19 protein-coding genes are annotated in these 22,048 nt (G+C 60.0%); 13 read left to right on the forward strand and 6 right to left on the reverse strand.

The genetic code is table 11. The features are described 5' to 3' along the window. Positions 1 to 159: 159 nt before the first annotated feature. Complete coding sequence (locus ACQ4OB_RS18820; RefSeq protein WP_430956226.1) at positions 160 to 1,614, reverse strand: transglycosylase SLT domain-containing protein; 1,455 nt, start codon at positions 1,612 to 1,614, stop codon at positions 160 to 162. Positions 1,615 to 1,713: 99 nt separating this feature from the next. Further along, positions 1,714 to 2,481 (reverse strand): hydroxyacylglutathione hydrolase, encoded by a 768-nt coding sequence (gene gloB, locus ACQ4OB_RS18825; RefSeq protein WP_074876291.1) that lies wholly within the window; start codon positions 2,479 to 2,481, stop codon positions 1,714 to 1,716. Between the two features lie 65 nt (positions 2,482 to 2,546). Between gloB and ACQ4OB_RS18830 the strand changes: the two genes are divergently transcribed. The 5 genes from ACQ4OB_RS18830 (at position 2,547) to ACQ4OB_RS18850 (ending at position 7,847) form a co-directional block, all read left to right on the forward strand. Then, the gene (locus tag ACQ4OB_RS18830; protein ID WP_074876293.1) at positions 2,547 to 3,305 is read left to right on the forward strand and encodes a methyltransferase domain-containing protein; all 759 of its coding nucleotides are present in this window, start codon (positions 2,547 to 2,549) and stop codon (positions 3,303 to 3,305) included. A 92-nt stretch (positions 3,306 to 3,397) separates the two neighbouring features. Then, positions 3,398 to 3,850 carry a ribonuclease HI gene (gene rnhA, locus ACQ4OB_RS18835; RefSeq protein WP_008028618.1) on the forward strand — a complete coding sequence of 151 codons (453 nt, stop codon included), beginning with the start codon at positions 3,398 to 3,400 and terminating at the stop codon, positions 3,848 to 3,850. 212 nt (positions 3,851 to 4,062) lie between these two features. Further along, positions 4,063 to 4,821 (forward strand): DNA polymerase III subunit epsilon, encoded by a 759-nt coding sequence (gene dnaQ / locus ACQ4OB_RS18840; RefSeq protein WP_074876294.1) that lies wholly within the window; start codon positions 4,063 to 4,065, stop codon positions 4,819 to 4,821. A gap of 141 nt (positions 4,822 to 4,962) precedes the next feature. Next, positions 4,963 to 7,218, forward strand: a complete 2,256-nt coding sequence (locus tag ACQ4OB_RS18845) for an Orn/Lys/Arg decarboxylase N-terminal domain-containing protein (RefSeq protein ID WP_430956227.1) — start codon at positions 4,963 to 4,965, stop codon at positions 7,216 to 7,218. Between the two features lie 14 nt (positions 7,219 to 7,232). Then, the gene (locus tag ACQ4OB_RS18850) at positions 7,233 to 7,847 is read left to right on the forward strand and encodes a GNAT family N-acetyltransferase (RefSeq protein WP_102614777.1); all 615 of its coding nucleotides are present in this window, start codon (positions 7,233 to 7,235) and stop codon (positions 7,845 to 7,847) included. Here ACQ4OB_RS18850 and ACQ4OB_RS18855 read toward each other — a convergent pair. Continuing rightward, the gene (locus ACQ4OB_RS18855; protein WP_430956228.1) at positions 7,813 to 8,706 is read right to left on the reverse strand and encodes a LysR family transcriptional regulator; all 894 of its coding nucleotides are present in this window, start codon (positions 8,704 to 8,706) and stop codon (positions 7,813 to 7,815) included. The genes ACQ4OB_RS18850 and ACQ4OB_RS18855 overlap by 35 nt on opposite strands. A gap of 88 nt (positions 8,707 to 8,794) precedes the next feature. Further along, the gene (locus ACQ4OB_RS18860; RefSeq protein ID WP_074876303.1) at positions 8,795 to 9,055 is read right to left on the reverse strand and encodes a hypothetical protein; all 261 of its coding nucleotides are present in this window, start codon (positions 9,053 to 9,055) and stop codon (positions 8,795 to 8,797) included. A gap of 176 nt (positions 9,056 to 9,231) precedes the next feature. Between ACQ4OB_RS18860 and ACQ4OB_RS18865 the strand changes: the two genes are divergently transcribed. Next, complete coding sequence (locus tag ACQ4OB_RS18865; protein ID WP_430956229.1) at positions 9,232 to 9,792, forward strand: NADPH-dependent FMN reductase; 561 nt, start codon at positions 9,232 to 9,234, stop codon at positions 9,790 to 9,792. Positions 9,793 to 9,944: 152 nt separating this feature from the next. Next, entirely contained in the window at positions 9,945 to 11,228 is a 1,284-nt protein-coding gene (locus ACQ4OB_RS18870; protein ID WP_102614775.1) for an arsenic transporter, read from the forward strand. 113 nt (positions 11,229 to 11,341) lie between these two features. On the opposite strand, the gene ACQ4OB_RS18875 is transcribed toward ACQ4OB_RS18870, so the two are convergent. Then, positions 11,342 to 12,292, reverse strand: a complete 951-nt coding sequence (locus ACQ4OB_RS18875) for a DUF1853 family protein (RefSeq protein ID WP_430956230.1) — start codon at positions 12,290 to 12,292, stop codon at positions 11,342 to 11,344. 107 nt (positions 12,293 to 12,399) lie between these two features. Here ACQ4OB_RS18875 and ACQ4OB_RS18880 point away from each other — a divergent pair, with 107 nt between their 5' ends. From ACQ4OB_RS18880 to pepN, 6 genes are read left to right on the forward strand one after another with little or no spacing between them, the layout of a single operon-like run. Further along, positions 12,400 to 13,290: an NAD(+) kinase gene (locus ACQ4OB_RS18880; protein WP_007906781.1), complete on the forward strand. Its 891-nt coding sequence runs from the start codon at positions 12,400 to 12,402 to the stop codon at positions 13,288 to 13,290. Continuing rightward, a complete protein-coding gene (locus tag ACQ4OB_RS18885; RefSeq protein WP_371916901.1) occupies positions 13,287 to 14,261 on the forward strand; it encodes a metallophosphoesterase in 975 nt (324 codons plus the stop codon). Before ACQ4OB_RS18880 ends, ACQ4OB_RS18885 begins: the two co-directional genes overlap by 4 nt. Beyond that, complete coding sequence (locus tag ACQ4OB_RS18890) at positions 14,258 to 15,127, forward strand: rhomboid family intramembrane serine protease (RefSeq protein WP_074876313.1); 870 nt, start codon at positions 14,258 to 14,260, stop codon at positions 15,125 to 15,127. Before ACQ4OB_RS18885 ends, ACQ4OB_RS18890 begins: the two co-directional genes overlap by 4 nt. Positions 15,128 to 15,160: 33 nt before the next feature. Beyond that, positions 15,161 to 15,421, forward strand: a complete 261-nt coding sequence (locus ACQ4OB_RS18895) for a YeaC family protein (RefSeq protein WP_074876315.1) — start codon at positions 15,161 to 15,163, stop codon at positions 15,419 to 15,421. Further along, positions 15,418 to 16,248, forward strand: a complete 831-nt coding sequence (locus ACQ4OB_RS18900; RefSeq protein ID WP_102614773.1) for a DUF2797 domain-containing protein — start codon at positions 15,418 to 15,420, stop codon at positions 16,246 to 16,248. Before ACQ4OB_RS18895 ends, ACQ4OB_RS18900 begins: the two co-directional genes overlap by 4 nt. Before the next feature lie 10 nt (positions 16,249 to 16,258). Continuing rightward, complete coding sequence (gene pepN / locus ACQ4OB_RS18905; RefSeq protein WP_430956231.1) at positions 16,259 to 18,916, forward strand: aminopeptidase N; 2,658 nt, start codon at positions 16,259 to 16,261, stop codon at positions 18,914 to 18,916. A 31-nt stretch (positions 18,917 to 18,947) separates the two neighbouring features. Here pepN and ACQ4OB_RS18910 read toward each other — a convergent pair whose 3' ends face one another. Further along, a complete protein-coding gene (locus ACQ4OB_RS18910) occupies positions 18,948 to 22,046 on the reverse strand; it encodes a multidrug efflux RND transporter permease subunit (protein WP_430956232.1) in 3,099 nt (1,032 codons plus the stop codon). Positions 22,047 to 22,048: the final 2 nt, after the last annotated feature.

Here is a 22,048-nt window from a genome sequence, read left to right on the forward strand (position 1 = left end):
GGCGAGGGGGCTTGCCGCCGTTCGGCTGCGCAGCAGTCGTAAATCCTGCGAATGCGGTGGACCTGAAAAAGTGCTGGGCCGCTTCGCGCCCCGACGGGGCAAGCCCCCCTCGCCACAACAGCCCATCCACCACAAAAGCCCCTCGACAGGGCGTGCTGATTAATGCGGGGAAGCCACCGTCAGCATCTGGCCGGGCTTCAGCGCCTGGCCAACACGTGGGTTCCAGCGCTTGAGGTGCTGCATTTCAACGTTGAAGCGTTTGGCGACCATGTACAGCGAGTCGCCTTGCTTGACCTTGTATTGGGTCTGCGACTTCTGCTTGTCAGCTTTAGTGTTTGCTTTGCTGTTCGCCGCCACGACGGTGTTGACCCGACCACGACTGCGCTTGGTGGTGTCCTGCATGACCAATGTCTGGCCGGCCTTGAGGTTCTTGCCGGTCATCTTGTTCCAGCGCTGCAGATCCTTGACGTCGACGTTGTTGGCCTTGGCGATAGCGGCCAGGTTGTCGCCGCGTTTGACGCGGTAGGCACGTTTGAGGCCGGCGATTTCAGAGTCGTCTGCGCCTTCGAATACCGGTTTGAGCGACTTCTTGCTGATCAGCTCTTCAGGACGCATGGTCGACAGGCTGGCGGTCAACAGTTGCGCCTTGGACGTCGGCACCAGCAAATGCTGGGGGCCATCGATGGTAGTGCGCTGCTTGAAGGCAGGGTTGAGCTGGAACAGTTCGTCTTCGTCGATGTTCGCCACCGCGGCGACCTTGGACAGGTCCATGCGCTGGTTGATTTCGACGACCTGGAAGTACGGTTCGTTGGCGATCGGGTTCAGGTTCACGCCGTAGGCTTCAGGTGCCAGCACCACTTGCGACAGGGCCAGCAGCTTTGGCACGTAGGCCTGGGTTTCGGCCGGCAGCGGCAGGTTCCAGTAATCGGTCGGCAAACCGAGCTTTTCGTTGCGCTCGATGGCCCGGCTGACGGTGCCTTCGCCGGCGTTGTACGCGGCCAGGGCCAGCAGCCAGTCGCCGTTGAACATGTCGTGCAGGCGGGTCAGGTAATCCATCGCCGCGGTGGTTGAGGCGGTGATATCGCGACGGCCATCATAGAAGCGGGTTTGACGCAGGTTGAAGTAACGCCCGGTGGAAGGGATGAATTGCCACAAGCCAACCGCGTTGGCCCGGGAATAGGCCATCGGGTTGTAGGCGCTTTCAATCACTGGCAGTAGCGCCAGTTCCAGCGGCATGTTGCGTTCTTCAAGGCGTTCGACGATGTAGTGAATGTAGAGGCTGCCGCGTTCGCCGGCGTTCTCGAGGAAGGACGGGTTGCTGGCGAACCACAGGCGCTGTTGCTCGATGCGCGGGTTGACACCCGCGTTGTCTTGCAACTGAAAGCCTTGGCGCATGCGCTCCCAGACATCTTGCGGAATTTGTGGAGTCGGTTTTTCGCTAAGCCAGATAGGTTTCTGCTTGGCCCGGGCGGCGATATTCGGAGTGTGTGTCGCTTCGGTCTGCGGCACATGGCTGGAACAGCCCGCCAGCGTGGCGGACACAGCCACCGCAATGGCTTGAGCCAAGCGGGTCAATGCGTCTGAATTGATGGCTTTACGAATAGATGACGACATTGGCTGGAAGTAAGTTCCGGGCAAAAATGTCGGGCGATTCTAGAAAGCGCACCCCCTGCGGTCAACCATTCAGAATTTTTGTACCAACGTGATGGCTACTTAGAACTTATCTTTCCAGGCACGCAGAGCAGCAAAAACCGCACTCGGAGCCCGGTTTTGGGTTCCATTCCGTTCGTCCACTTTTTCTTTAACGGATGTTACGTCGACACGCAAAAACGGGTTGGTCAGCTTTTCAAGCGCCAGAGTAGAGGGCAGCGTCATGATTCCGGCTTCACGTTGCGCGGTGACTTTTTCCAGACGTGCGGCGGTGTCCGCATTGCCCGGTTCGACCGCTGCGGCAAATTTCAGGTTGCTCAGCGTGTATTCGTGAGTGCAGTAGACCAGCGTATCTTCAGGCAACGCGGCCAGGCGGGTCAGTGAGGTATGCATCTGCTCCGGCGTGCCTTCGAACAAGCGCCCGCAACCGGCGGCGAACAGGGTGTCACCGCAGAACAGCAAACCATGATGGTAATAGGCGATATGCCCCAGGGTGTGGCCGGGCACGGCAAAGACATCGAAGTCCCAGCCCAGTACGCTCACGCGGTCGTTGTCCTTGAGCGATACGTCCCGCGCCGGGATGCTTTCGCTGGCCGGGCCGTAGACTGTCGCGTCTGTCGCTTTTTTCAGCTGCTCGACGCCGCCGACGTGGTCATGATGATGGTGAGTGATCAAAATATCACTCAACACCCAACCCGAATGCGCTTCGAGCCAGGCCTGCACTGGCGCGGCATCGCCCGGATCGACCACCGCGCAACGCTGGGTGCTGTGGTCTTGTAACAACCAGATGTAGTTGTCGGTGAAGGCGGGCAGGGCACTGATCTGTATCATCGTCGGATTCGCCAAGCGGAAAACAATGGCGCATCTTAGAACTTCCTGGCGCGTTGGAGAATGCAATGACCGATAAAGCGTTCGCTCAGGCTGATCCTGAATGGCTGACATTGATCAGCGCGGCCCGTGAATGGCTGTCCGGCCCCATCGGGCAATTTCTGCTGGACGAAGAACGTCGCATGCTCGAAGACGAGTTGGGACGGTTCTTCGGTGGCTACCTGGTGCATTACGGCCCGTCGGCCCAAACGCCGCCGTCGGCACCGCAAGTGCAGCGCAATGTGCGGCTCGGCGCGCCGTTGCCGGGGGTCGAGATCGTCTGTGAAGAGCAGGCGTGGCCATTGAGCGAGCATGCCGCCGATGTGGTGGTGTTGCAGCATGGGCTGGATTTCTGCCTGTCGCCCCACGGTCTGCTGCGCGAAGCGGCGAGCAGCGTGCGGCCCGGCGGGCATCTGCTGATCATCGGGATCAATCCCTGGAGCACCTGGGGTTTGCGTCACGTTTTTGCTCATGACGCGTTGCGCAAGGCTCGCTGCATCTCCCCGTCGCGAGTCGGTGACTGGCTGAACCTGCTGGGCTTCGCGCTGGAGAAACGCCGCTTCGGATGCTATCGTCCGCCGCTTGCGTCACCGGCCTGGCAGGCTCGTCTGGCCGGCTGGGAGCGCAAGGCCGGTGACTGGCAACTTTCGGGTGGCGGCTTCTATTTATTGGTTGCGCGCAAGATCGTGGTGGGCCTGCGGCCCGTCCGTCAGGAGCGGCGCGAACCGATGGGCAAGCTGATTCCATTGCCGATGGCCAAGGTCAATCGTCGCCGCATCGATCCATAAGACCTTTTTTATTTTCCCGGCCGGGTTTGCCCCGGCCTCGGGCATCGTCGATCACCGATCGGCGAGCCACGGCATTTTCTGGATAGATTGGCATGAGCGATAGCGTAGAACTCTTCACCGACGGCGCCTGTAAAGGCAACCCTGGCCCTGGCGGCTGGGGCGCTTTGCTGGTGTGCAAGGGCGTTGAAAAAGAACTGTGGGGCGGCGAAGCCAACACCACCAACAACCGCATGGAGCTGATGGGCGCTATCCGTGGTCTTGAAGAACTCAAGCGCTCCTGCGACGTGCTGCTGGTCACCGACTCGCAGTATGTGATGAAAGGCATCAACGAGTGGATGGACAACTGGAAGAAGCGCGGCTGGAAAACCGCTGCGAAAGAACCGGTGAAAAACGCTGATCTGTGGAAGTTGCTGGATGAGCAGGTCAATCGCCACAACGTCACCTGGAAATGGGTGCGCGGGCACATTGGCCATCACGGCAACGAACGCGCCGACCAACTGGCCAATCGTGGCGTGGATGAAGTACGCGGGTACAAGCAGGCTTGATTCCGGCTCTACCGATGCACCGCGTCGTGGCCAATCGCGAGCAGGCTCGCTCCCACATTTGATCTTCGTTGAGCACAAAATCTGTGACCCCCGAATTCAATGTGGGAGCGAGCCTGCTCGCGATGGGTGCAACACGGCGTACCTGAAAGACCCCGGCGAGCGTGTTAACATCGCCGTTTTTGCACGAATGACCCGTTGAGAGCTGAGCACTGATGGCCACCAGATCCGTTGTACTCGATACCGAAACCACCGGCATGCCGGTGACCGACGGCCACCGGATTATCGAAATCGGTTGTGTCGAGTTGATCGGTCGGCGCCTGACGGGCCGGCATTTTCACGTTTACCTGCAACCGGACCGCGAGAGTGATGAAGGCGCCATTGGCGTCCACGGCATCACCAACGAATTCTTGGTCGGCAAGCCGCGCTTCACTGAAGTCGCCGATGAGTTCTTTGAATTCATCAAGGGTGCGCAGCTGATCATCCATAACGCGGCGTTCGACGTTGGCTTCATCAACAACGAATTCGCCCTGATGGGCCAGCACGATCGTGCGGACATCACGCAGCACTGCTCGATCCTCGACACCTTGATGATGGCCCGGGAACGTCACCCGGGGCAGCGCAACAGCCTCGACGCCTTGTGCAAACGCTATGGCGTCGACAACTCCGGCCGTGAACTGCACGGCGCCTTGCTCGACTCCGAGATCCTCGCTGACGTTTACCTGACCATGACGGGCGGCCAGACCAGCCTGTCCCTGGCCGGTAATGCTTCCGACGGCAATGGTTCCGGGGAAGGTGCGGACAACTCCGCCACCGAGATCCGCCGCCTGCCGGTCGATCGTCAACCGACGCGTATCATCCGTGCCAGCGAGGATGACCTGGCCCAGCACATGGCACGCCTGGAAGTCATCGCCAAATCCGCCGGCGCTCCATCGCTCTGGCAGCAACTGGCCGAGGCCAAGGCTCAGGCGTAGCGCTGCGATCTTTTGATCTTGATCAAGCGTAACGCGCCCCGATGACCCATTTCAGTGCATCACACTCGCCACATGCGCTCGAACCCTCTACCCTGAGGTGATTGGTGGACCACGGTCTGCCGCCTCAGGACACTGAGCCCCATGTATAAAGATTTGAAATTCCCGGTCCTGATCGTCCATCGCGACATCAAGGCCGACACCGTGGCCGGTGATCGCGTGCGTGGCATCGCCCGGGAGCTGGAGCAGGAAGGCTTCAGCATTGTCTCGGCGGTGAATTACACCGAAGGGCGACTGGTCGCTTCGACCCATCACGGTCTTTCCTGCATGTTGATTGCGGCCGAAGACGCCAGCACAGACTCTCATCTATTGCACAACATGGCCGAGCTGATTGGCCTGGCGCGGGTGCGTGCGCCCGACTTGCCGATCTTCGCGCTGGGCGAGCAGGTGACCCTGGAGAACGCTCCGGCCGACGCCATGGCCGAACTCAATCAACTGCGCGGGATTCTTTATCTTTTCGAAGACACCGTGCCTTTTCTGGCCAGGCAGGTCGCGAGAGCGGCGCGCAAATATCTGGATGGTCTGCTGCCGCCGTTTTTCAAAGCGCTGGTGCAGCACACGGCCGACTCCAATTATTCCTGGCACACACCCGGCCATGGCGGCGGCGTGGCGTACCACAAGAGCCCGGTGGGTCAGGCGTTTCACCAGTTCTTCGGGGAAAACACTTTGCGTTCCGATTTGTCGGTGTCGGTGCCGGAACTCGGTTCTTTGCTCGATCACACTGGCCCGCTGGCGGAAGCCGAGGCTCGTGCTGCTCGCAATTTCGGCGCCGATCACACCTTCTTCGTGATCAATGGCACCTCGACCGCCAACAAGATTGTCTGGCATTCGATGGTCGCTCGCGATGACTTGGTGTTGGTGGACCGCAACTGCCACAAGTCGATATTGCACGCGATCATCATGACCGGCGCCATTCCGCTGTACCTGTGCCCGGAGCGCAATGAGCTGGGAATTATCGGCCCGATTCCCTTGAGCGAATTCAGCCGCGAATCGATCCAGGCCAAGATCGACGCCAGCCCGCTGACCAAGGGACGGGCACCCAAGGTCAAGTTGGCGGTGGTGACCAATTCGACGTACGACGGCCTCTGCTACAACGCTGAGCTGATCAAGCAGCAACTGGGCAATAGCGTCGAGGTCTTGCACTTCGATGAGGCTTGGTACGCCTATGCGGCGTTTCATGAGTTCTTCGCCGGGCGTTACGGCATGGGCACTTCCCGCAGTGAAGGCGGCCCCCTGGTGTTCACTACCCATTCCACCCACAAACTGCTGGCGGCGTTCAGCCAGGCGTCGATGATTCACGTTCAGGATGGCGGCGCGCGGCAACTGGATCGGGATCGCTTCAATGAAGCGTTCATGATGCACATCTCGACCTCGCCGCAGTACAGCATCATCGCCTCGCTGGATGTGGCATCGGCCATGATGGAAGGCCCGGCCGGGCGATCGCTGTTGCAGGAAATGTTCGACGAAGCGCTGAGTTTCCGCCGGGCGCTGGCCAATTTGCGTCAGCACATCGCCGCTGACGATTGGTGGTTTTCCATCTGGCAGCCGCCATCGGTGGAAGGCATCGACCGCGTGATCACCGATGACTGGCTGCTGCAGCCCGATGCCGACTGGCACGGCTTTGGCGGCGTGACCGACGACTACGTGCTGCTTGATCCGATCAAGGTCACGCTGGTGATGCCGGGCCTGACGGCAGGCGGGGCCCTCAGCCAGCGCGGAATTCCGGCAGCGGTGGTCAGCAAATTCCTTTGGGAACGTGGCTTGGTCGTTGAAAAGACCGGGCTGTATTCGTTCCTGGTGCTGTTCTCGATGGGCATTACCAAAGGCAAATGGAGCACGTTGCTGACCGAGTTGCTGGAATTCAAGCGCAGCTACGATGCCAATGTCAGTCTCGCGACCTGCCTGCCGTGCGTGGCACAAGAGGATGTCGCGCGCTATCAGGGCATGGGATTGCGCGATCTGTGCGATCAACTGCACGCCTGCTATCGCAGCAATGCCACGGCCAAACACCTGAAGCGCATGTACACCGTGCTCCCGGAAATCGCCATGAAGCCATCTGACGCCTATGATCAATTAGTGCGTGGCGAGGTTGAAGCGGTGTCGATCGATGCTCTGGACGGGCGGATCGCCGCAGTGATGCTGGTGCCGTACCCGCCGGGGATTCCGTTGATCATGCCCGGCGAGCGTTTTACCGAGTCGACGCGCTCGATTATCGATTACCTGGCGTTTGCCCGTACGTTCGACAGCAGCTTCCCGGGGTTTGTCGCTGATGTGCACGGCTTGCAACACGAAGATGAGGGCAATGGACGGCTATATACCGTCGATTGCATCAAGGAATGAGGACCTTTCCCAGTATGCAACCGCTCATGAATCCGAAATACCCAGGGCTGTCGGTACGCGTTGCCGACGATGGTTTTGCAGCCTACATCTGGGGCAGTGATTTCAGTTTTGAAGTCGCGGTCTACGGTGCCGCCGAAATCGGTAAACCGGTGGAGCAGTGGCCGGTGACACCGATCACGCCCTATCGCAAGTGCTACGGCATCGATCCCGAGGAGTTCAGCAGCTTCCGCGATGCCGCTGACAGCGCGATCTTCATGGCTTATCTCGATGATGAGCCCGTGGGTCACCTGGTGGTCAGCACCAACTGGAACGGCTTTGCCCATATTGACGAATTGGCGGTGCATGCGCCGGCGCGTCGTCATGGTGTGGCCAAGTCGTTGCTGGATGTGGCGCAGTTCTGGAGCCGCAAAAAGAAACTGCCAGGCATCATGCTCGAAACCCAGAACAATAATCTGGGGGCCTGCCGGCTCTATGAGCGCCTCGGTTACGTCCTGGGCGGAATCGATCATTTGCGTTATCGCGGAATCGATCCGAACACCGCCGAAGTGGCGCTATTCTGGTATCGATTGTTCGATAACCCGCTGGAAACCCCGCTTAGTTCGCCAGCATCGCCACGGCTTGTTCCGTGATGATGCCCAGCAATGCCTGAACTGCCAGCGATGGCTCGCCGCTCTTGAGGGTCAAGGCATACAGGCTTATTGGCACGGCCGGCGCCAGCGGGCACGCATCCAGCCCGGCCGATTTCGCCCCGAGGGCAGTGAAAGGGTCGACGATGGCCAGGCCTTCACCGGCCTCGACCATGCTGCGCATCATCTGGTGAGTCTGTACCCGGGTGTGAATGACCGGGGCAGGACGCAGGGCATGCAGCTTGTTTTCCAGCGCCGGGCTCAGCGGATCATGACCTTCCAGGCCTACCATCGATTGGCCGGCCAGGTCCTGCAGCGAGATGTACTTCTGTTTGGGTTGCAACCAGCCGTGGGGTGCCAGCAGCTGAAGCTTGCCTTGGGCGATCACCTGGCAATGAATGTCGGCGTGATCGGGGTCATGCAGGCTTAATCCCAGATCGCTTTCACGCAGCAGCAGGTTTCTGACGATCTCGCGGGTTGGTTGACTCAGAAGGGTGCAAGGCGCATCAGGAAGGCGTCGGCGCAGGGCGGCAATGCTCTGTGGCAATAGCTGCTGTGCCAAGGGCGGCGTGCAGATAATCCGCAAGGGCGGAGCCTGATATTGCTTGAGGCTGTTGGCCAGCCGCTGGACCGGCTCGAGCGCTTCATAGACGTGGGCGATCTGGACCTGTAACTCCCGCGCCTCGCGCGTGGCCTGCAAGCGTCCACGCACGCTGGAAAACAGCATGAAACCCAACTGATCCTCGGCGTCGCGCAGAATCCCTTCGACTTCAGCCACAGGCAACTGCAGCCATTCGGCGGCGGTGCCCAGGTGACCGGTCTGCAGGAGCGCCTGGATCACTTCGATATGACGTAAACGCATGCGTGAAGTCCATGTTCAGCAGGTGAGGGAGTCAGTGGCTGAATCCTAACTCAAGTGCGCGCATATGACTTCTGCTCATAACACGGGGTTATGAAGCGACGTTGGTTTCCGGCAGATTGCCGACATAAGTGTCGGGCTCACGCACGATGGTCACGTCCGACTGCACCAGCAAAAACTGGTTGTCATCGAGTTTCCGTACGCGGTCGCCAATGGCCAGCTTGTAAGTGGTAACAGGCACCGAGCCAGTGAGGCCGTCTGCCGACGGGGTGGATTCCTGGAACTCATGCACGGAATAAACGCGGCCTTCCGCGTCTCTTGCATGGAACTGACCGACGAGTACTGCTGCCATCTGCTTAGAACCTCTGGGGATAAATCACTCAATTTGCGGCTCTGTAGACCGTGGTTGGGCGAGGTAAGTTTTCCTACAGGAAAAAAATAGTCAGGGGCGACGTTTTTTCAGTCGCCCACTGGTTGAATCGTCATCTATAACTACAAGCTCTTTCATCCGACAGTCGAGAATCTTCCATGAGCAACGTCTATACGATCGCTGTACTGGTCGGCAGCTTGAGAAAGGAATCGATCAATCGCAAGGTGGCGCTGGCCCTGGCCGACCTGGCGCCTGCCAATCTCAAACTGGTTATCGTCGAAATCGGTGATCTGCCGCTCTACAACGAGGACATCGATGGTGCTTCACCGCCGGCAGCCTACAGCACTTTCCGGCAACAAGTGAGCTCATCCGACGCGGTGCTGTTCGTGACTCCCGAATACAACCGTTCTGTGCCTGCGCCGATGAAGAACGCGATCGACGTGGGTTCGCGCCCCTATGGCAAGAGTGTCTGGAGCGGAAAACCAGGCGCGGTGATCAGTGCTTCGCCGGGCGCTATCGGTGGTTTTGGCGCCAACCATCACCTGCGCCAGTCGATGGTGTTTCTGGATGTGCCGTGCATGCAGCAACCCGAAGCTTATCTGAGCAGTGCCGGTTCAGCGTTCGACGAGGCGGGAAAACTGTCCGAGTCGCTAAAACCGTTTCTGCAAAAATTCATCAATGCTTATGGCCTGTGGGTCGAACAACACAAGAAAGCGTGACAAACCCTGTGTAGGAACATCGCACACCAATCTGTCGTAGCCGCTGCTACATCGATCCCAGTGCGTTTGGGAAGGAGGGAGCAAGTTTGCGCTTTACTCCTCCCGTGCATTGCGGCTGAATCGCGGTTTGTTTTCCGACAAGGCTGCACTGCATGCTGACCGCATCGTTGATTTTCCTGCTGACCATCACCTTGGTGATCTGGCAGCCAAAAGGCCTTGGCGTTGGCTGGAGTGCGGTGTTCGGCGCGGTGCTTGCGCTGATTTTCGGAGTCGTTCAGCTGAGCGACATCCCGCTGGTGTGGCAGATTATCTGGAACGCCACCGGGACCTTTGTCGCGCTGATTGTCATCAGTCTGCTGCTGGACGAGGCGGGGTTCTTTGCCTGGGCGGCGCTGCATGTGGCCCGCTGGGGACGGGGCAGCGGACGCAAGCTGTTTGCTTATATGGTGCTGCTCGGTGCGTTGGTGTCGGCATTGTTCGCCAACGACGGGGCTGCGCTGATTCTTACACCCATCGTGATTTCCATGCTGCTGGCGTTGCGTTTTTCCCCGGCGGCGACCCTGGCGTTCGTCATGGGCGCCGGTTTCATCGCTGATACGGCGAGTCTGCCGTTGGTGGTGTCGAATCTGGTGAACATCGTTTCCGCTGACTTCTTCAACATTGGTTTCAATCGTTACGCGGCGGTGATGATCCCGGTCAACCTGGTGAGTGTCGCGGCGACCCTGGCGATGCTGATGTGGTTTTTCCGTCGTGCCATTCCCAAGGACTACGACCCCGAGCAACTGGCGCAACCGGCTTCTGCGATCCACGACCACGCTACGTTTTATGCCGGTTGGGCCGTGTTGGTGATTCTGCTGCTCGGCTGCTTCGCGCTGGAACCGCTGGGGATTCCGATCAGTGCCATTTCTGCGGTGTGCGCGGCGTTGCTGCTGGCCATCGCCGCCCGTGGTCACAAGATTTCCACCCGCAAAGTCATCAAGGAAGCGCCCTGGCATATCGTGATTTTCTCGCTGGGCATGTACCTGGTGGTGTATGGCCTGCGCAACGCCGGGCTCACGGGTTACCTGGCCGGATGGCTGGATGGTTTTGCCGGCTACGGCGTATGGGGCGCTGCCATGGGCACCGGCGTACTGACCGCGCTGCTGTCGTCGATGATGAACAATCTGCCGACGGTGCTGATCGGTTTGCTGTCAATCGATGCCAGCCAGGCGACCGGGGTGGTGAAGGAGGCGATGATCTATGCCAACGTCATCGGCAGCGACCTGGGGCCGAAGATTACGCCGATCGGCAGCCTGGCGACGCTGCTGTGGTTGCATGTGCTGGAGCGCAAGAGTATCCGGATCGGCTGGGGGTATTACTTCAAGGTCGGGATTGTGTTGACGGTGCCTGTTTTGCTGGTGACGTTGGCGGCGCTGGCTTTGCGGTTATCCATCTGAACTGCGTTGGCCCTTTCGCGAACAGGCTCGCTCCTACAGGTATCTTCGTCACAAGGAAATCAAATGTAGGAGCGAGCCTGCTCGCGATAGGGCCAGCCCAGACGCTAAAAAACTCAGCCACTGCCAGGAACGTTAGGCCAAAGATCCGCCACCAGAAACAGCCGCTCTGCCTCTTCCCAATCACCCTGGGCGTTTTCTGTGAGTCGCACCAGCAATTGCGCCGGGGCCAGCGGCTCCAGCTCGCTGAGCCAGGTGTTCAGCTGTTCAACACTCCAGGTCTGCTCCGCCGGGTAGTGCGCCGGCGCCAGCCAGGCATGGCGGGGCAGGGGTTGCCAGCGACCGAACGGGCGCTGTACGACAAAGTCTGCCCAGTCCTTCTGGTGCAGCCAGCTACCGCGTAAATGCTGGGGGTGCGCACCATTCGGTGGCTCGGCCGATCCCGGCCACGGATACAGCAAATAACCGCCCAGCCAAAAGTGCGCACTGAACTGCTGGATATCCAGCGCCGCCAATACTTCGCGGCTCTCCGGACGGGCCGAAATCGGCAGTTGATGCTGCGTCAGATGGGCCAGTTTACGGTCCAGCCGATCGTGGCAACCGGGGCCGAGCCACTGCGCCGTGTCGTATCCGTCGCCATTTTGCGGGCCAAGGTAAAGTTTGATCGCCAGTTCCAGATGATGCACGCCGTCACGATCGCGCAGCAGCATGTCCAGCTCACCCAGCGTGTGGCCTTCTCGGCGGATCGGCATATTGGCGGCAATCAGGTCGATACCCGGCGCGTGCTGCACGGCGTATTGCCAGAGGCGTTCGTAGTACAAGCCCAATCGCCGGGTTCGGGCCTGCGCCAGCCAGTGCAGCAAGTCATAACTGTCGCGATCGAGTTGCCGCAGCCACCGTTCCAGCCGATCCGGCGCTTGCACCCAGTCACTGCCGGTCAGCGGATGACGCTGCGGCCACGTCGTCACGCCAAGCATCGGCGGCGCGAGGATGACCCAAGCCAGGTCGCGCACTTCGGGATGGCGCAACTGGTGGGGTAACTGCAGCAAATCGGGAAATAGGATCATCTTGCGAGCATAGCCTCAATCGTGAGTACACCGTTGTGGCTGAAAGGATTTTGTCTATCCCGCGCTTTCGCCCATAATCGTGTTTTTCGCCGTCGCGCAGGAACCTCATGGAGCAATTTCGTAATATCGGCATCATCGGTCGCCTGGGCAGTTCGCAGGTGCTGGATACCGTCCGCCGACTGAAACGGTTTCTGCTCGATCGTCACCTGCACGTGATCCTCGAAGACACCATCGCCGAAGTGTTGCCGGGCCATGGCTTGCAAACCTCGTCGCGCAAGATGCTCGGCGAAGTATGTGACATGGTGATTGTGGTGGGTGGTGACGGCAGCCTGTTGGGTGCCGCCCGGGCGCTGGCCCGGCACAATATCCCGGTGCTGGGCATCAACCGTGGCAGCCTGGGCTTCCTGACCGATATCCGCCCCGATGAGCTGGAAGTCAAAGTCGCCGAAGTGCTCGACGGCCACTATCTGGTCGAGAACCGCTTCCTGCTGCAAGCCGAAGTTCGTCGTCATGCCGAGGCTATCGGTCAGGGCGACGCGCTGAACGACGTGGTGCTGCACCCTGGCAAGTCAACGCGGATGATCGAGTTCGAGTTGTACATCGACGGCCAGTTCGTCTGCAGCCAGAAGGCCGACGGCCTGATCGTCGCCACTCCGACCGGTTCGACCGCCTACGCGCTGTCGGCGGGCGGGCCGATCATGCACCCCAAGCTCGACGCTATTGTGATTGTGCCGATGTACCCCCATACCTTGTCGGGCAGGCCGATTGTGGTCGATGGCAACAGTGAGCTGAAAATCGTCGTGTCCAAAGATATGCAGATTTACCCGCAAGTCTCCTGTGACGGGCAGAACCATTTCACCTGCGCGCCGGGTGACACCATCACCATCAGCAAAAAAGCCCAAAAGCTGCGGCTGATTCATCCGCTCGATCACAACTACTATGAAGTCTGCAGGACCAAACTCGGTTGGGGTAGCAAGTTGGGTGGTGGAGGCGACTGATGCTCGATCCCGCGCGTAGCTACGACCTGATCGGTGACGTGCACGGTTGCGCTCTGACCCTTGAGCACTTGCTCGACCGGCTCGGTTACCAGAAACACGCTGGCGTCTGGCGGCATTCGTCGCGCATGGCAGTGTTCGTTGGCGACATCATTGACCGCGGCCCGCGGATTCGCGAAGCGCTGCACATCGTTCACGACATGGTCGAAGCGGGTCAGGCGCTGTGCATCATGGGTAACCATGAGTTCAACGCCCTCGGCTGGAGTACGCCGGCGCCTCCGGGCAGCGGCAAGCAGTTCGTGCGTGAACACACCCCGCGCCATGCCCGTTTGCTGAACGAAACCCTGACCCAGTTCGAAGGCCATCCGGCCGACTGGCATGACTTCCTGCAATGGTTCTACGAGATGCCATTGTTCGTCGACGCCGGGCGTTTTCGCGTGGTGCATGCCTGCTGGGATGCAGGCCTGATCGAACCCTTGCGCGCGCTGTTCCCCAATGGTTGCGTCGATGAGCATTTCCTCCAGGCCTCGGCCGTGCCGGGCAGTTTCGCCTGCACCGTGTTCGATCGCCTGCTGCGCGGCACTGACATGCGCTTGCCGCACGGGTTGACCATGACCAGCGGCGATGGCCTGACGCGTTCGTTCTTCCGCACCAAGTTCTGGGAAGACGACCCGCAAACCTATGGAGACATTGTGTTCCAGCCCGACGCCTTGCCCGAACCCGTGGCCCGGACGCCGCTGTCGTCCACTGAAAAAAACACCTTGCTGCGCTATGGCGTCGATGAACCTTTGTTGTTCGTGGGCCACTACTGGCGCAGCGGCAAACCGGCGCCGATCCGGCCGAACCTGGCCTGTCTGGATTACAGTGCGGTGCTTTACGGCAAACTGGTCGCCTACCGTCTGGACCAGGAAACCCGTCTCGACCCGCATAAATTTGTCTGGGTCGATGTCGAGCGGCCGGAGGTGCTGCGATGAGTGCCGTTGCTGTTTTACGCCTGCCGCTGGCGGTGGACTTGAGCGGGTTCGTCAAACTGTTGCAGCGCATGCAGGTGCCGCATCGGGTCAGTGAAGAGGCGGGCGAGCAAGTGCTGTGGGTGCCGGCCAACATCAGCGAAGACGTGCGTGTGTTGTACGAACGTTTCCCGGCCGGTGATCCCGATCAACAGCTGGACATTCCGGTGGCGCAAACCGTCAAGCACCCAGGTTTCGTCGAGCAACTGCGCCACGCCAAGGCGACGGCGTTCGTGTTGCTGCTGAGCCTGCTGGTCGGCGCGGTGACGCTGCTGGGCGAAAACCTCGACACGTTGCGCTGGCTGACCTTCCTCGATTTTCGCGTTGTCGGCGAGTACATCCACTTTGTGCCATTGGCTGACAGCCTGGCGGCGGGGCAGTGGTGGCGTCTGGTAACGCCGATGCTGATCCACTTCGGCATCCTGCACCTGGCCATGAACGGCATGTGGTACTGGGAGCTGGGGCGACGCATCGAGTCGCGCCAGGGCAGTATCAACCTGATCGGCCTGACCTTGCTGTTCGGCCTGGTCTCGAACTACGCCCAGTTTGTTTTCAGTGGCCCGACACTGTTTGGCGGGTTGTCCGGGGTGCTGTACGGCCTGCTCGGGCATTGCTGGATCTTTCAGCTGTTGTCGCCAAACCCGGCTTATCGCCTGCCGCGCGGCGTGCTGGTGATGATGCTGGTGTGGCTGGTGCTGTGTATGTCGGGACTGATCTCGTTGATCGGTTTCGGTGAAATTGCCAATGCGGCCCACGTCGGCGGGTTGCTCGTCGGATGCTTGACCGGCTTGTTGGGTGGTTTGTACAACCGCCGTAAACTGGCCGTCTAACCAGTTATGTCAATAAAGAGCGCGGAGCCCTTGATGTCCTCTTTTAACGAAATGATCAACAACATCACCCCCGAGATCTACCAGAGCCTGAAACTGGCGGTGGAAATCGGTAAATGGTCCGACGGTGGCAAACTTACCGCCGAACAACGCGAACTGTCGCTGCAAGCGATGATCGCCTGGGAAATCCAGAACCTGCCCGAAGACCAGCGCACCGGTTACATGGGCGTGCAGGAGTGCGGCTCCAAGTCGATCGAAGTGCCGAATATCCTGTTCAAATCGGATGCCGTCCATTGATCGAGATTGGCCGCGGTGCAATCAGCAAAATGTCGGCGCGCCTTGACGGGCCGAACGTGCAGTACGCGTTTCGTCTGGACGACGTCGAGGTGCCGGTCAATCCATTGATCGGGACCACGGTGCGCCTGGAATACCTGGGAGCGATTCATTGCACCCATTGCGGACGCAAGACTAAAACCAGCTTCAGCCAGGGTTACTGCTACCCGTGCATGACCAAACTGGCTCAGTGCGACATCTGCATCATGAGCCCGGAGCGTTGCCACTATGACGCTGGCACCTGCCGTGAACCAGAGTGGGGCGAGAAGTTTTGCATGACGGATCACATTGTATATCTGTCCAATTCTTCGGGAGTGAAGGTCGGGATTACCCGCGCCACTCAGCTGCCGACCCGTTGGATCGATCAGGGCGCCCGTCAGGCTCTGCCGATCATGCGGGTTTCGACCCGTCAGCAGTCGGGCTTCGTCGAAGACCTGTTCCGCAGTCAGGTGGCGGACAAGACCAACTGGCGTGCTTTACTCAAGGGCGATGCGGTGTCGGTCGATTTGGCGCAGGTTCGCGATCAGCTGTTCGACAGTTGCGCCGAAGGATTGCAAAGTTTGCAGGAACGATTCGGCCTACAGGCGATCCAGACTATTGCCGATGTAGAAACGCTCGAGATCCGCTATCCGGTCGAGCAATACCCGGCCAAGATCGTCAGCTTCAACCTGGACAAGAATCCGATCGCCGAAGGCACGCTGTTGGGAATCAAGGGCCAGTACCTGATTTTCGACACCGGCGTAATCAATATTCGTAAATACACGGCCTATCAGCTCGCCGTGCATCAGTAAGGACTCCAGCATGCGCACCGAACAACCGAAGATGATCTACCTGAAGGACTATCAGGCGCCCGAGTACCTGATCGACGAGACGCACCTGACCTTCGAGTTGTACGAGGACCACAGCCTGGTCCATGCGCAACTGGTGATGCGCCGCAATCCCGAGCGTTGCCCGGGCCTGCCGCCGCTGGTGCTGGATGGCCAACAGCTTGAATTGCTGTCGGTGAACCTGGCCGACATCGAATTGACCGCCGCCGACTATCAGTTGACGGAAAACCACCTGACCCTGCACCCGACCAGCACCACCTTCACGGTCGATACCAGCGTCAGGATCCACCCGGAAACCAACACTGCGCTGGAAGGCCTGTACAAATCCGGCACGATGTTCTGCACCCAGTGCGAAGCCGAAGGCTTCCGCAAGATCACCTATTACCTCGACCGTCCGGACGTGATGAGCACGTTCACCACCACGGTGGTTGCCGAGCAGCACAGCTATCCGGTGTTGCTCTCCAACGGCAACCCGATTGCCTCAGGTCCCGGCGAAGACGGCCGGCACTGGGCGACCTGGGAAGATCCGTTCAAGAAACCTGCTTACCTGTTCGCGCTGGTGGCCGGTGATTTGTGGTGCGTCGAAGACACCTTCACCACCATGACCGAGCGCTCTGTGGCGCTGCGCATTTATGTCGAGCCGGAAAACATCGACAAGTGCCAGCACGCCATGAACAGCCTGAAGAAGTCGATGCGCTGGGACGAAGAGGTCTACGGTCGCGAGTACGACCTGGACATCTTCATGATCGTCGCGGTCAACGACTTCAACATGGGTGCCATGGAGAACAAGGGCCTCAACATCTTCAACTCCAGCGCCGTGCTGGCTCGCGCTGAAACCGCGACCGACGCCGCGCACCAGCGGGTCGAGGCGATTGTTGCCCACGAGTACTTCCACAACTGGTCGGGCAACCGTGTGACCTGCCGCGACTGGTTCCAGTTGTCGCTGAAGGAAGGCTTCACCGTGTTCCGCGATTCGGGTTTCTCCGCCGACATGAATTCGGCCACGGTCAAGCGCATCCAGGACGTGGCGTACCTGCGCACCCACCAGTTCGCCGAAGATGCGGGTCCCATGGCTCACGCCGTGCGCCCGGACAGCTTCATCGAGATTTCCAACTTCTACACCCTGACCGTGTACGAAAAGGGCTCGGAAGTGGTCGGCATGATCCACACCTTGCTCGGCGCCGAAGGTTTCCGTAAAGGCAGCGACCTGTACTTCGAGCGCCATGACGGCCAGGCCGTGACCTGTGACGACTTCATCAAAGCGATGGAAGACGCCAACGGTGTCGACCTGACCCAGTTCAAGCGCTGGTACAGCCAGGCTGGCACACCGCGTTTGGCGGTCAGCGAGTCCTACGACGCGGCGGCGAAAACCTACAGCCTGACGTTCCGTCAAAGCTGCCCGGAAACTCCGGACAAGGTTGAGAAGCTGCCGTTCGTGATCCCGGTCGAACTGGGCCTGCTGGACGCCAAAGGCGCGGCCATTGCGTTGCGTCTTTCCGGTGAAGCCAGTGCCCAGGGCACCTCACGGGTCATCTCCGTAACCGAAGCCGAGCAGACGTTCACCTTCATCGACATCGCGCAACAGCCATTGCCTTCGTTGCTGCGTGGCTTCTCGGCGCCGGTGAAACTGAGCTTCCCGTACAACCGCGATCAACTGATGTTCCTGATGCAGCACGACAGCGATGGTTTCAATCGCTGGGATGCGGGTCAGCAATTGTCGGTTCAGGTGCTGCAAGAGCTGATTGCTCAGCAGCAAAAGGGCGAGAAACTGGTACTGGATCAGCGTCTGGTTTCTGCCTTGCGTACCGTGTTGTCGGACGAAACGCTGGATCAGGCGATGGTCGCGGAAATGCTCTCGCTGCCGGGCGAGGCGTATCTGACTGAGATCAGCGAAGTGGCTGACGTTGACGCCATTCACATCGCTCGCGAGTTTGCTCGCAAGCAATTGGCGGAAGGTTTGTTCGAGGCGCTGTGGCTGCGTTACCAGGCCAATCGCGATCTGTCGAAGAAAACCCCGTATGTGGCTGAAGCCGAACACTTCGCTCGTCGCGCGTTGCAGAACATTGCGCTGTCGTACCTGATGCTCAGCGGCAAACCGGAAGTGTTGGCGGCGACGCTCGAGCAGTTCGAGACCAGCGACAACATGACCGAGCGCCTGACGGCGTTGGCGGTATTGGTCAATTCGCCGTTCGAAGACGAGAAAGCCAAGGCCCTGGCCAGTTTTGCCGAGCACTTCAAGGACAATCCGCTGGTCATGGATCAGTGGTTCAGCGTCCAGGCGGGCAGCGTGCTGCCCGGTGGTCTGGAGCGGGTCAAGGCGTTGATGCAGCATCCGGCATTCAACATCAAGAACCCGAACAAGGTTCGTGCACTGGTCGGCGCGTTTGCCGGGCAGAACCTGATCAACTTCCATGCGGCCGATGGTTCGGGTTATCGGTTCCTCGCGGATCTGGTGATCGAGTTGAACGGGTTCAACCCGCAGATTGCTTCTCGGCAGTTGGCACCGCTGACTCGCTGGCGCAAGTATGACGATGCGCGCCAGGCGTTGATGAAAGGTGAGCTGGAGCGGATTCGCGCTTCGGGCCAGCTGTCCAGCGATGTGTTCGAGGTGGTCAGCAAAAGCCTGGTCTGACTCAGGGTTCGCTCCCACAGGGTAGGTGGGGTTAGATACCCTTATGGCGCTTGCGCACGAGTTTCATCACCACCACAAAAAACACTGGCACAAACAGCACCGCCAGTGTCGCCGTGATCATCCCGCCAATCACCCCGGTGCCGATGGCTTGCTGGCTCGCTGAACTGGCCCCGGTGGCAATCGCCAGCGGCACCACACCCAGAATGAACGCCAGCGACGTCATCACAATCGGTCGCAGCCGCAGGCGCGCGGCTTGCAGCGTGGCGTCGATCAGGTCGTGGCCTTCGTCGTACAGGCTCTTGGCGAACTCGATGATCAGGATCGCGTTCTTCGCCGACAGCCCGATGATGGTGATCAATCCAACCTTGAAGAACACGTCATTGGGCATCCCGCGCAAGGTCACGGCCAGTACCGCGCCGAGCACGCCAAGCGGCACCACCAGCAGCACCGAGGTCGGAATCGACCAGCTCTCATACAACGCGGCCAGACACAGGAACACAATCAGCAACGATAAACCGAGCAGGATCGGAGCCTGACTGCCGGATAACCGCTCCTGCAATGACAACCCGGTCCATTCCTGCCCCAACCCCGCCGGTCCTTGCGCCACCAGACGCTCGATTTCCGCCATGGCTTCGCCGGTGCTGTAACCGGGCGACGGTTCACCGGAAATACTGATTGCCGGGTAGCCGTTGTAGCGAGTCAATTGCGCAGGGCCCTGGGTCCACCTGGCCTGGACGAAGGCCGACAACGGCACCATTTTCCCGGCGCTGTTGCGCACGTGAATCTTCAGCAGATCGGCGACCTGACTGCGCTGATCGCCTTCAGCCTGCACCACCACACGCTGCATCCGCCCCTGATTAGGGAAGTCGTTGATATAGGCCGAACCGACGGCGGTGGACAGCACGTTGCCAATGTCGGCAAAGGACACGCCCAGCGCGTTGGCCTGTTTGCGGTCGACTTCCAATTGCACCTGCGGCGCTTCGGCCAGGGCGCTTTCGCGCACGTTCATCAGGATCGGACTTTTCTCGGCGCCAGCGAGCAATTCACTACGCGCCTGCATCAGCGTGGCATGGCCGAGGCCGCCACGGTCCTGCAAGCGGAACTCGAAACCGCTGGAAGTGCCAAGGCCATCCACCGGCGGCGGCAGCACTGCAAACGCCACGGCGTCCCTGATCTGGCTCAACGCGATGTTGGCGCGATCGGCAATGGAACTGGCCGAGTCGTCGCTACCCCTGTCAGACCAGTCCTTGAGCGTGGTAAACGCCAACGCGGCGTTCTGCCCGCTACCGGAAAAACTGAAACCGAGAATCACCGTGCTGTCGCCGACGCCGGGTTCAGTGGCGTTGTGGGCTTCGATCTGCTCGACCACCTGCACCGTGCGGTTCTTGCTTGCACCCGGTGGCAGTTGAATGTCGGTGATGGTGTAACCCTGATCCTCCACCGGCAGGAACGAGGAGGGCAGGCGACTGAAGCACACGCCCAATCCGATCAGCAGCACGCCGTAGATCAACAGGTAGCGGCCTGTGCGTTTCAGTGCATAGGCAACCCAGCCCTGATAACGCTCGGTCAGTTGCTCGAAGCGCCGGTTGAACCAGCCGAAGAACCCGCGCTTCTCGTGGTGTTCACCCTTGGCAATCGGCTTGAGCAGCGTCGCGCACAACGCCGGGGTCAAGGTCAGGGCGAGGAACGCCGAGAACAGGATCGACGTCGCCATCGACAAGGAGAACTGCCGGTAAATCACCCCGACCGAGCCCTGCATGAACGCCATCGGAATGAACACCGCGACCAGCACCAGCGTGATGCCGATGATCGCCCCGGTGATCTGCTTCATCGCCTTGCGCGTTGCTTCTTTGGGCGACAGGCCTTCGGTGGCCATGAGCCGCTCGACGTTCTCCACCACCACAATCGCGTCATCCACCAGGATGCCGATCGCCAGCACCATGCCGAACATGGTCAGCACGTTGATCGAGAACCCCAGCGCCAACATGGTCGCAAAGGTGCCCATCAGCGCCACCGGCACCACCAGGGTCGGAATCAGCGTGTAGCGGATGTTTTGCAGGAACAGGAACATCACCGCGAACACCAGCAACATCGCCTCGCCAAGGGTGTAAACCACCTTGGTGATCGAGACTTTGACGAAGGGCGAGGTGTCGTACGGGATCTTGTATTCCACGCCAGCGGGGAAGTAGCGCGCCAGTTCGTCCATCTTCGCCCGCACCAACGTGGCAGTGCTCAAGGCATTGGCGCCCGGTGCCAACTGCACGCTGACGGCGGTCGATGGTTTGCCGTTAAGGCGGGTGGAGAACTGGTATTCCTGACTGCCGATCTCGACACGCGCCACATCTTTGATGCGCACCGTGGAGCCGTCGGGATTGGCTTTCAGGACGATGTCGGCGAATTCTTCCGGGGTCGACAACTGGCCTTTGACCAGAATGGTCGCGGTGATTTCCTGGGTGGTGCGGGTTGGCAAATCGCCGATGCTACCCGCCGACACTTGCGCGTTCTGCGCGACGATGGCGGCGTTGACATCGGCCGGGGTCAGGTTGAAGCCGATCAGCTTCTGCGGATCGATCCAGATTCGCATGGCCCGTTCGGCACCGTACAACTGCGCCTTGCCGACGCCGTCCAGACGCTTGATCTCGTTCATCACGTTGCGCGCCAGGTAATCGCTGAGCGCCACGTCGTCGAGCTTGCCGTCGCTGGAGGTGAGGGTGATCAGCAACAAGAAGCCGGCGGAGACTTTCTCCACCTGCAAACCCTGTTGTGTCACCGCTTGAGGCAGACGCGACTCGACCACTTTCAGGCGGTTTTGCACATCGACCTGCGCCATTTCCGGGTCAGTGCCCGGCTGGAACGTCGCGGTGATGGTGGCACTGCCGAGGCTGCTCTGGGATTCGAAATACAGCAGATGGTCAGCGCCGTTGAGTTCTTCCTCGATCAGGCTGACCACGCTTTCGTCCACGGTCTGCGCTGAAGCACCGGGGTACACCGCGTAGATTTCGACTTTCGGCGGCGCGACGTTGGGGTATTGCGCCACCGGCAACTGTGGAATGGCCAGGGCGCCGGCCAACAGGATGAACAGGGCAACCACCCAGGCGAACACCGGGCGATCGATAAAGAACTGCGGCATAA

Source organism: Pseudomonas sp. ES4, from assembly GCF_050586665.1.
In the GTDB taxonomy this organism is placed as follows: domain Bacteria; phylum Pseudomonadota; class Gammaproteobacteria; order Pseudomonadales; family Pseudomonadaceae; genus Aquipseudomonas; species Aquipseudomonas frederiksbergensis.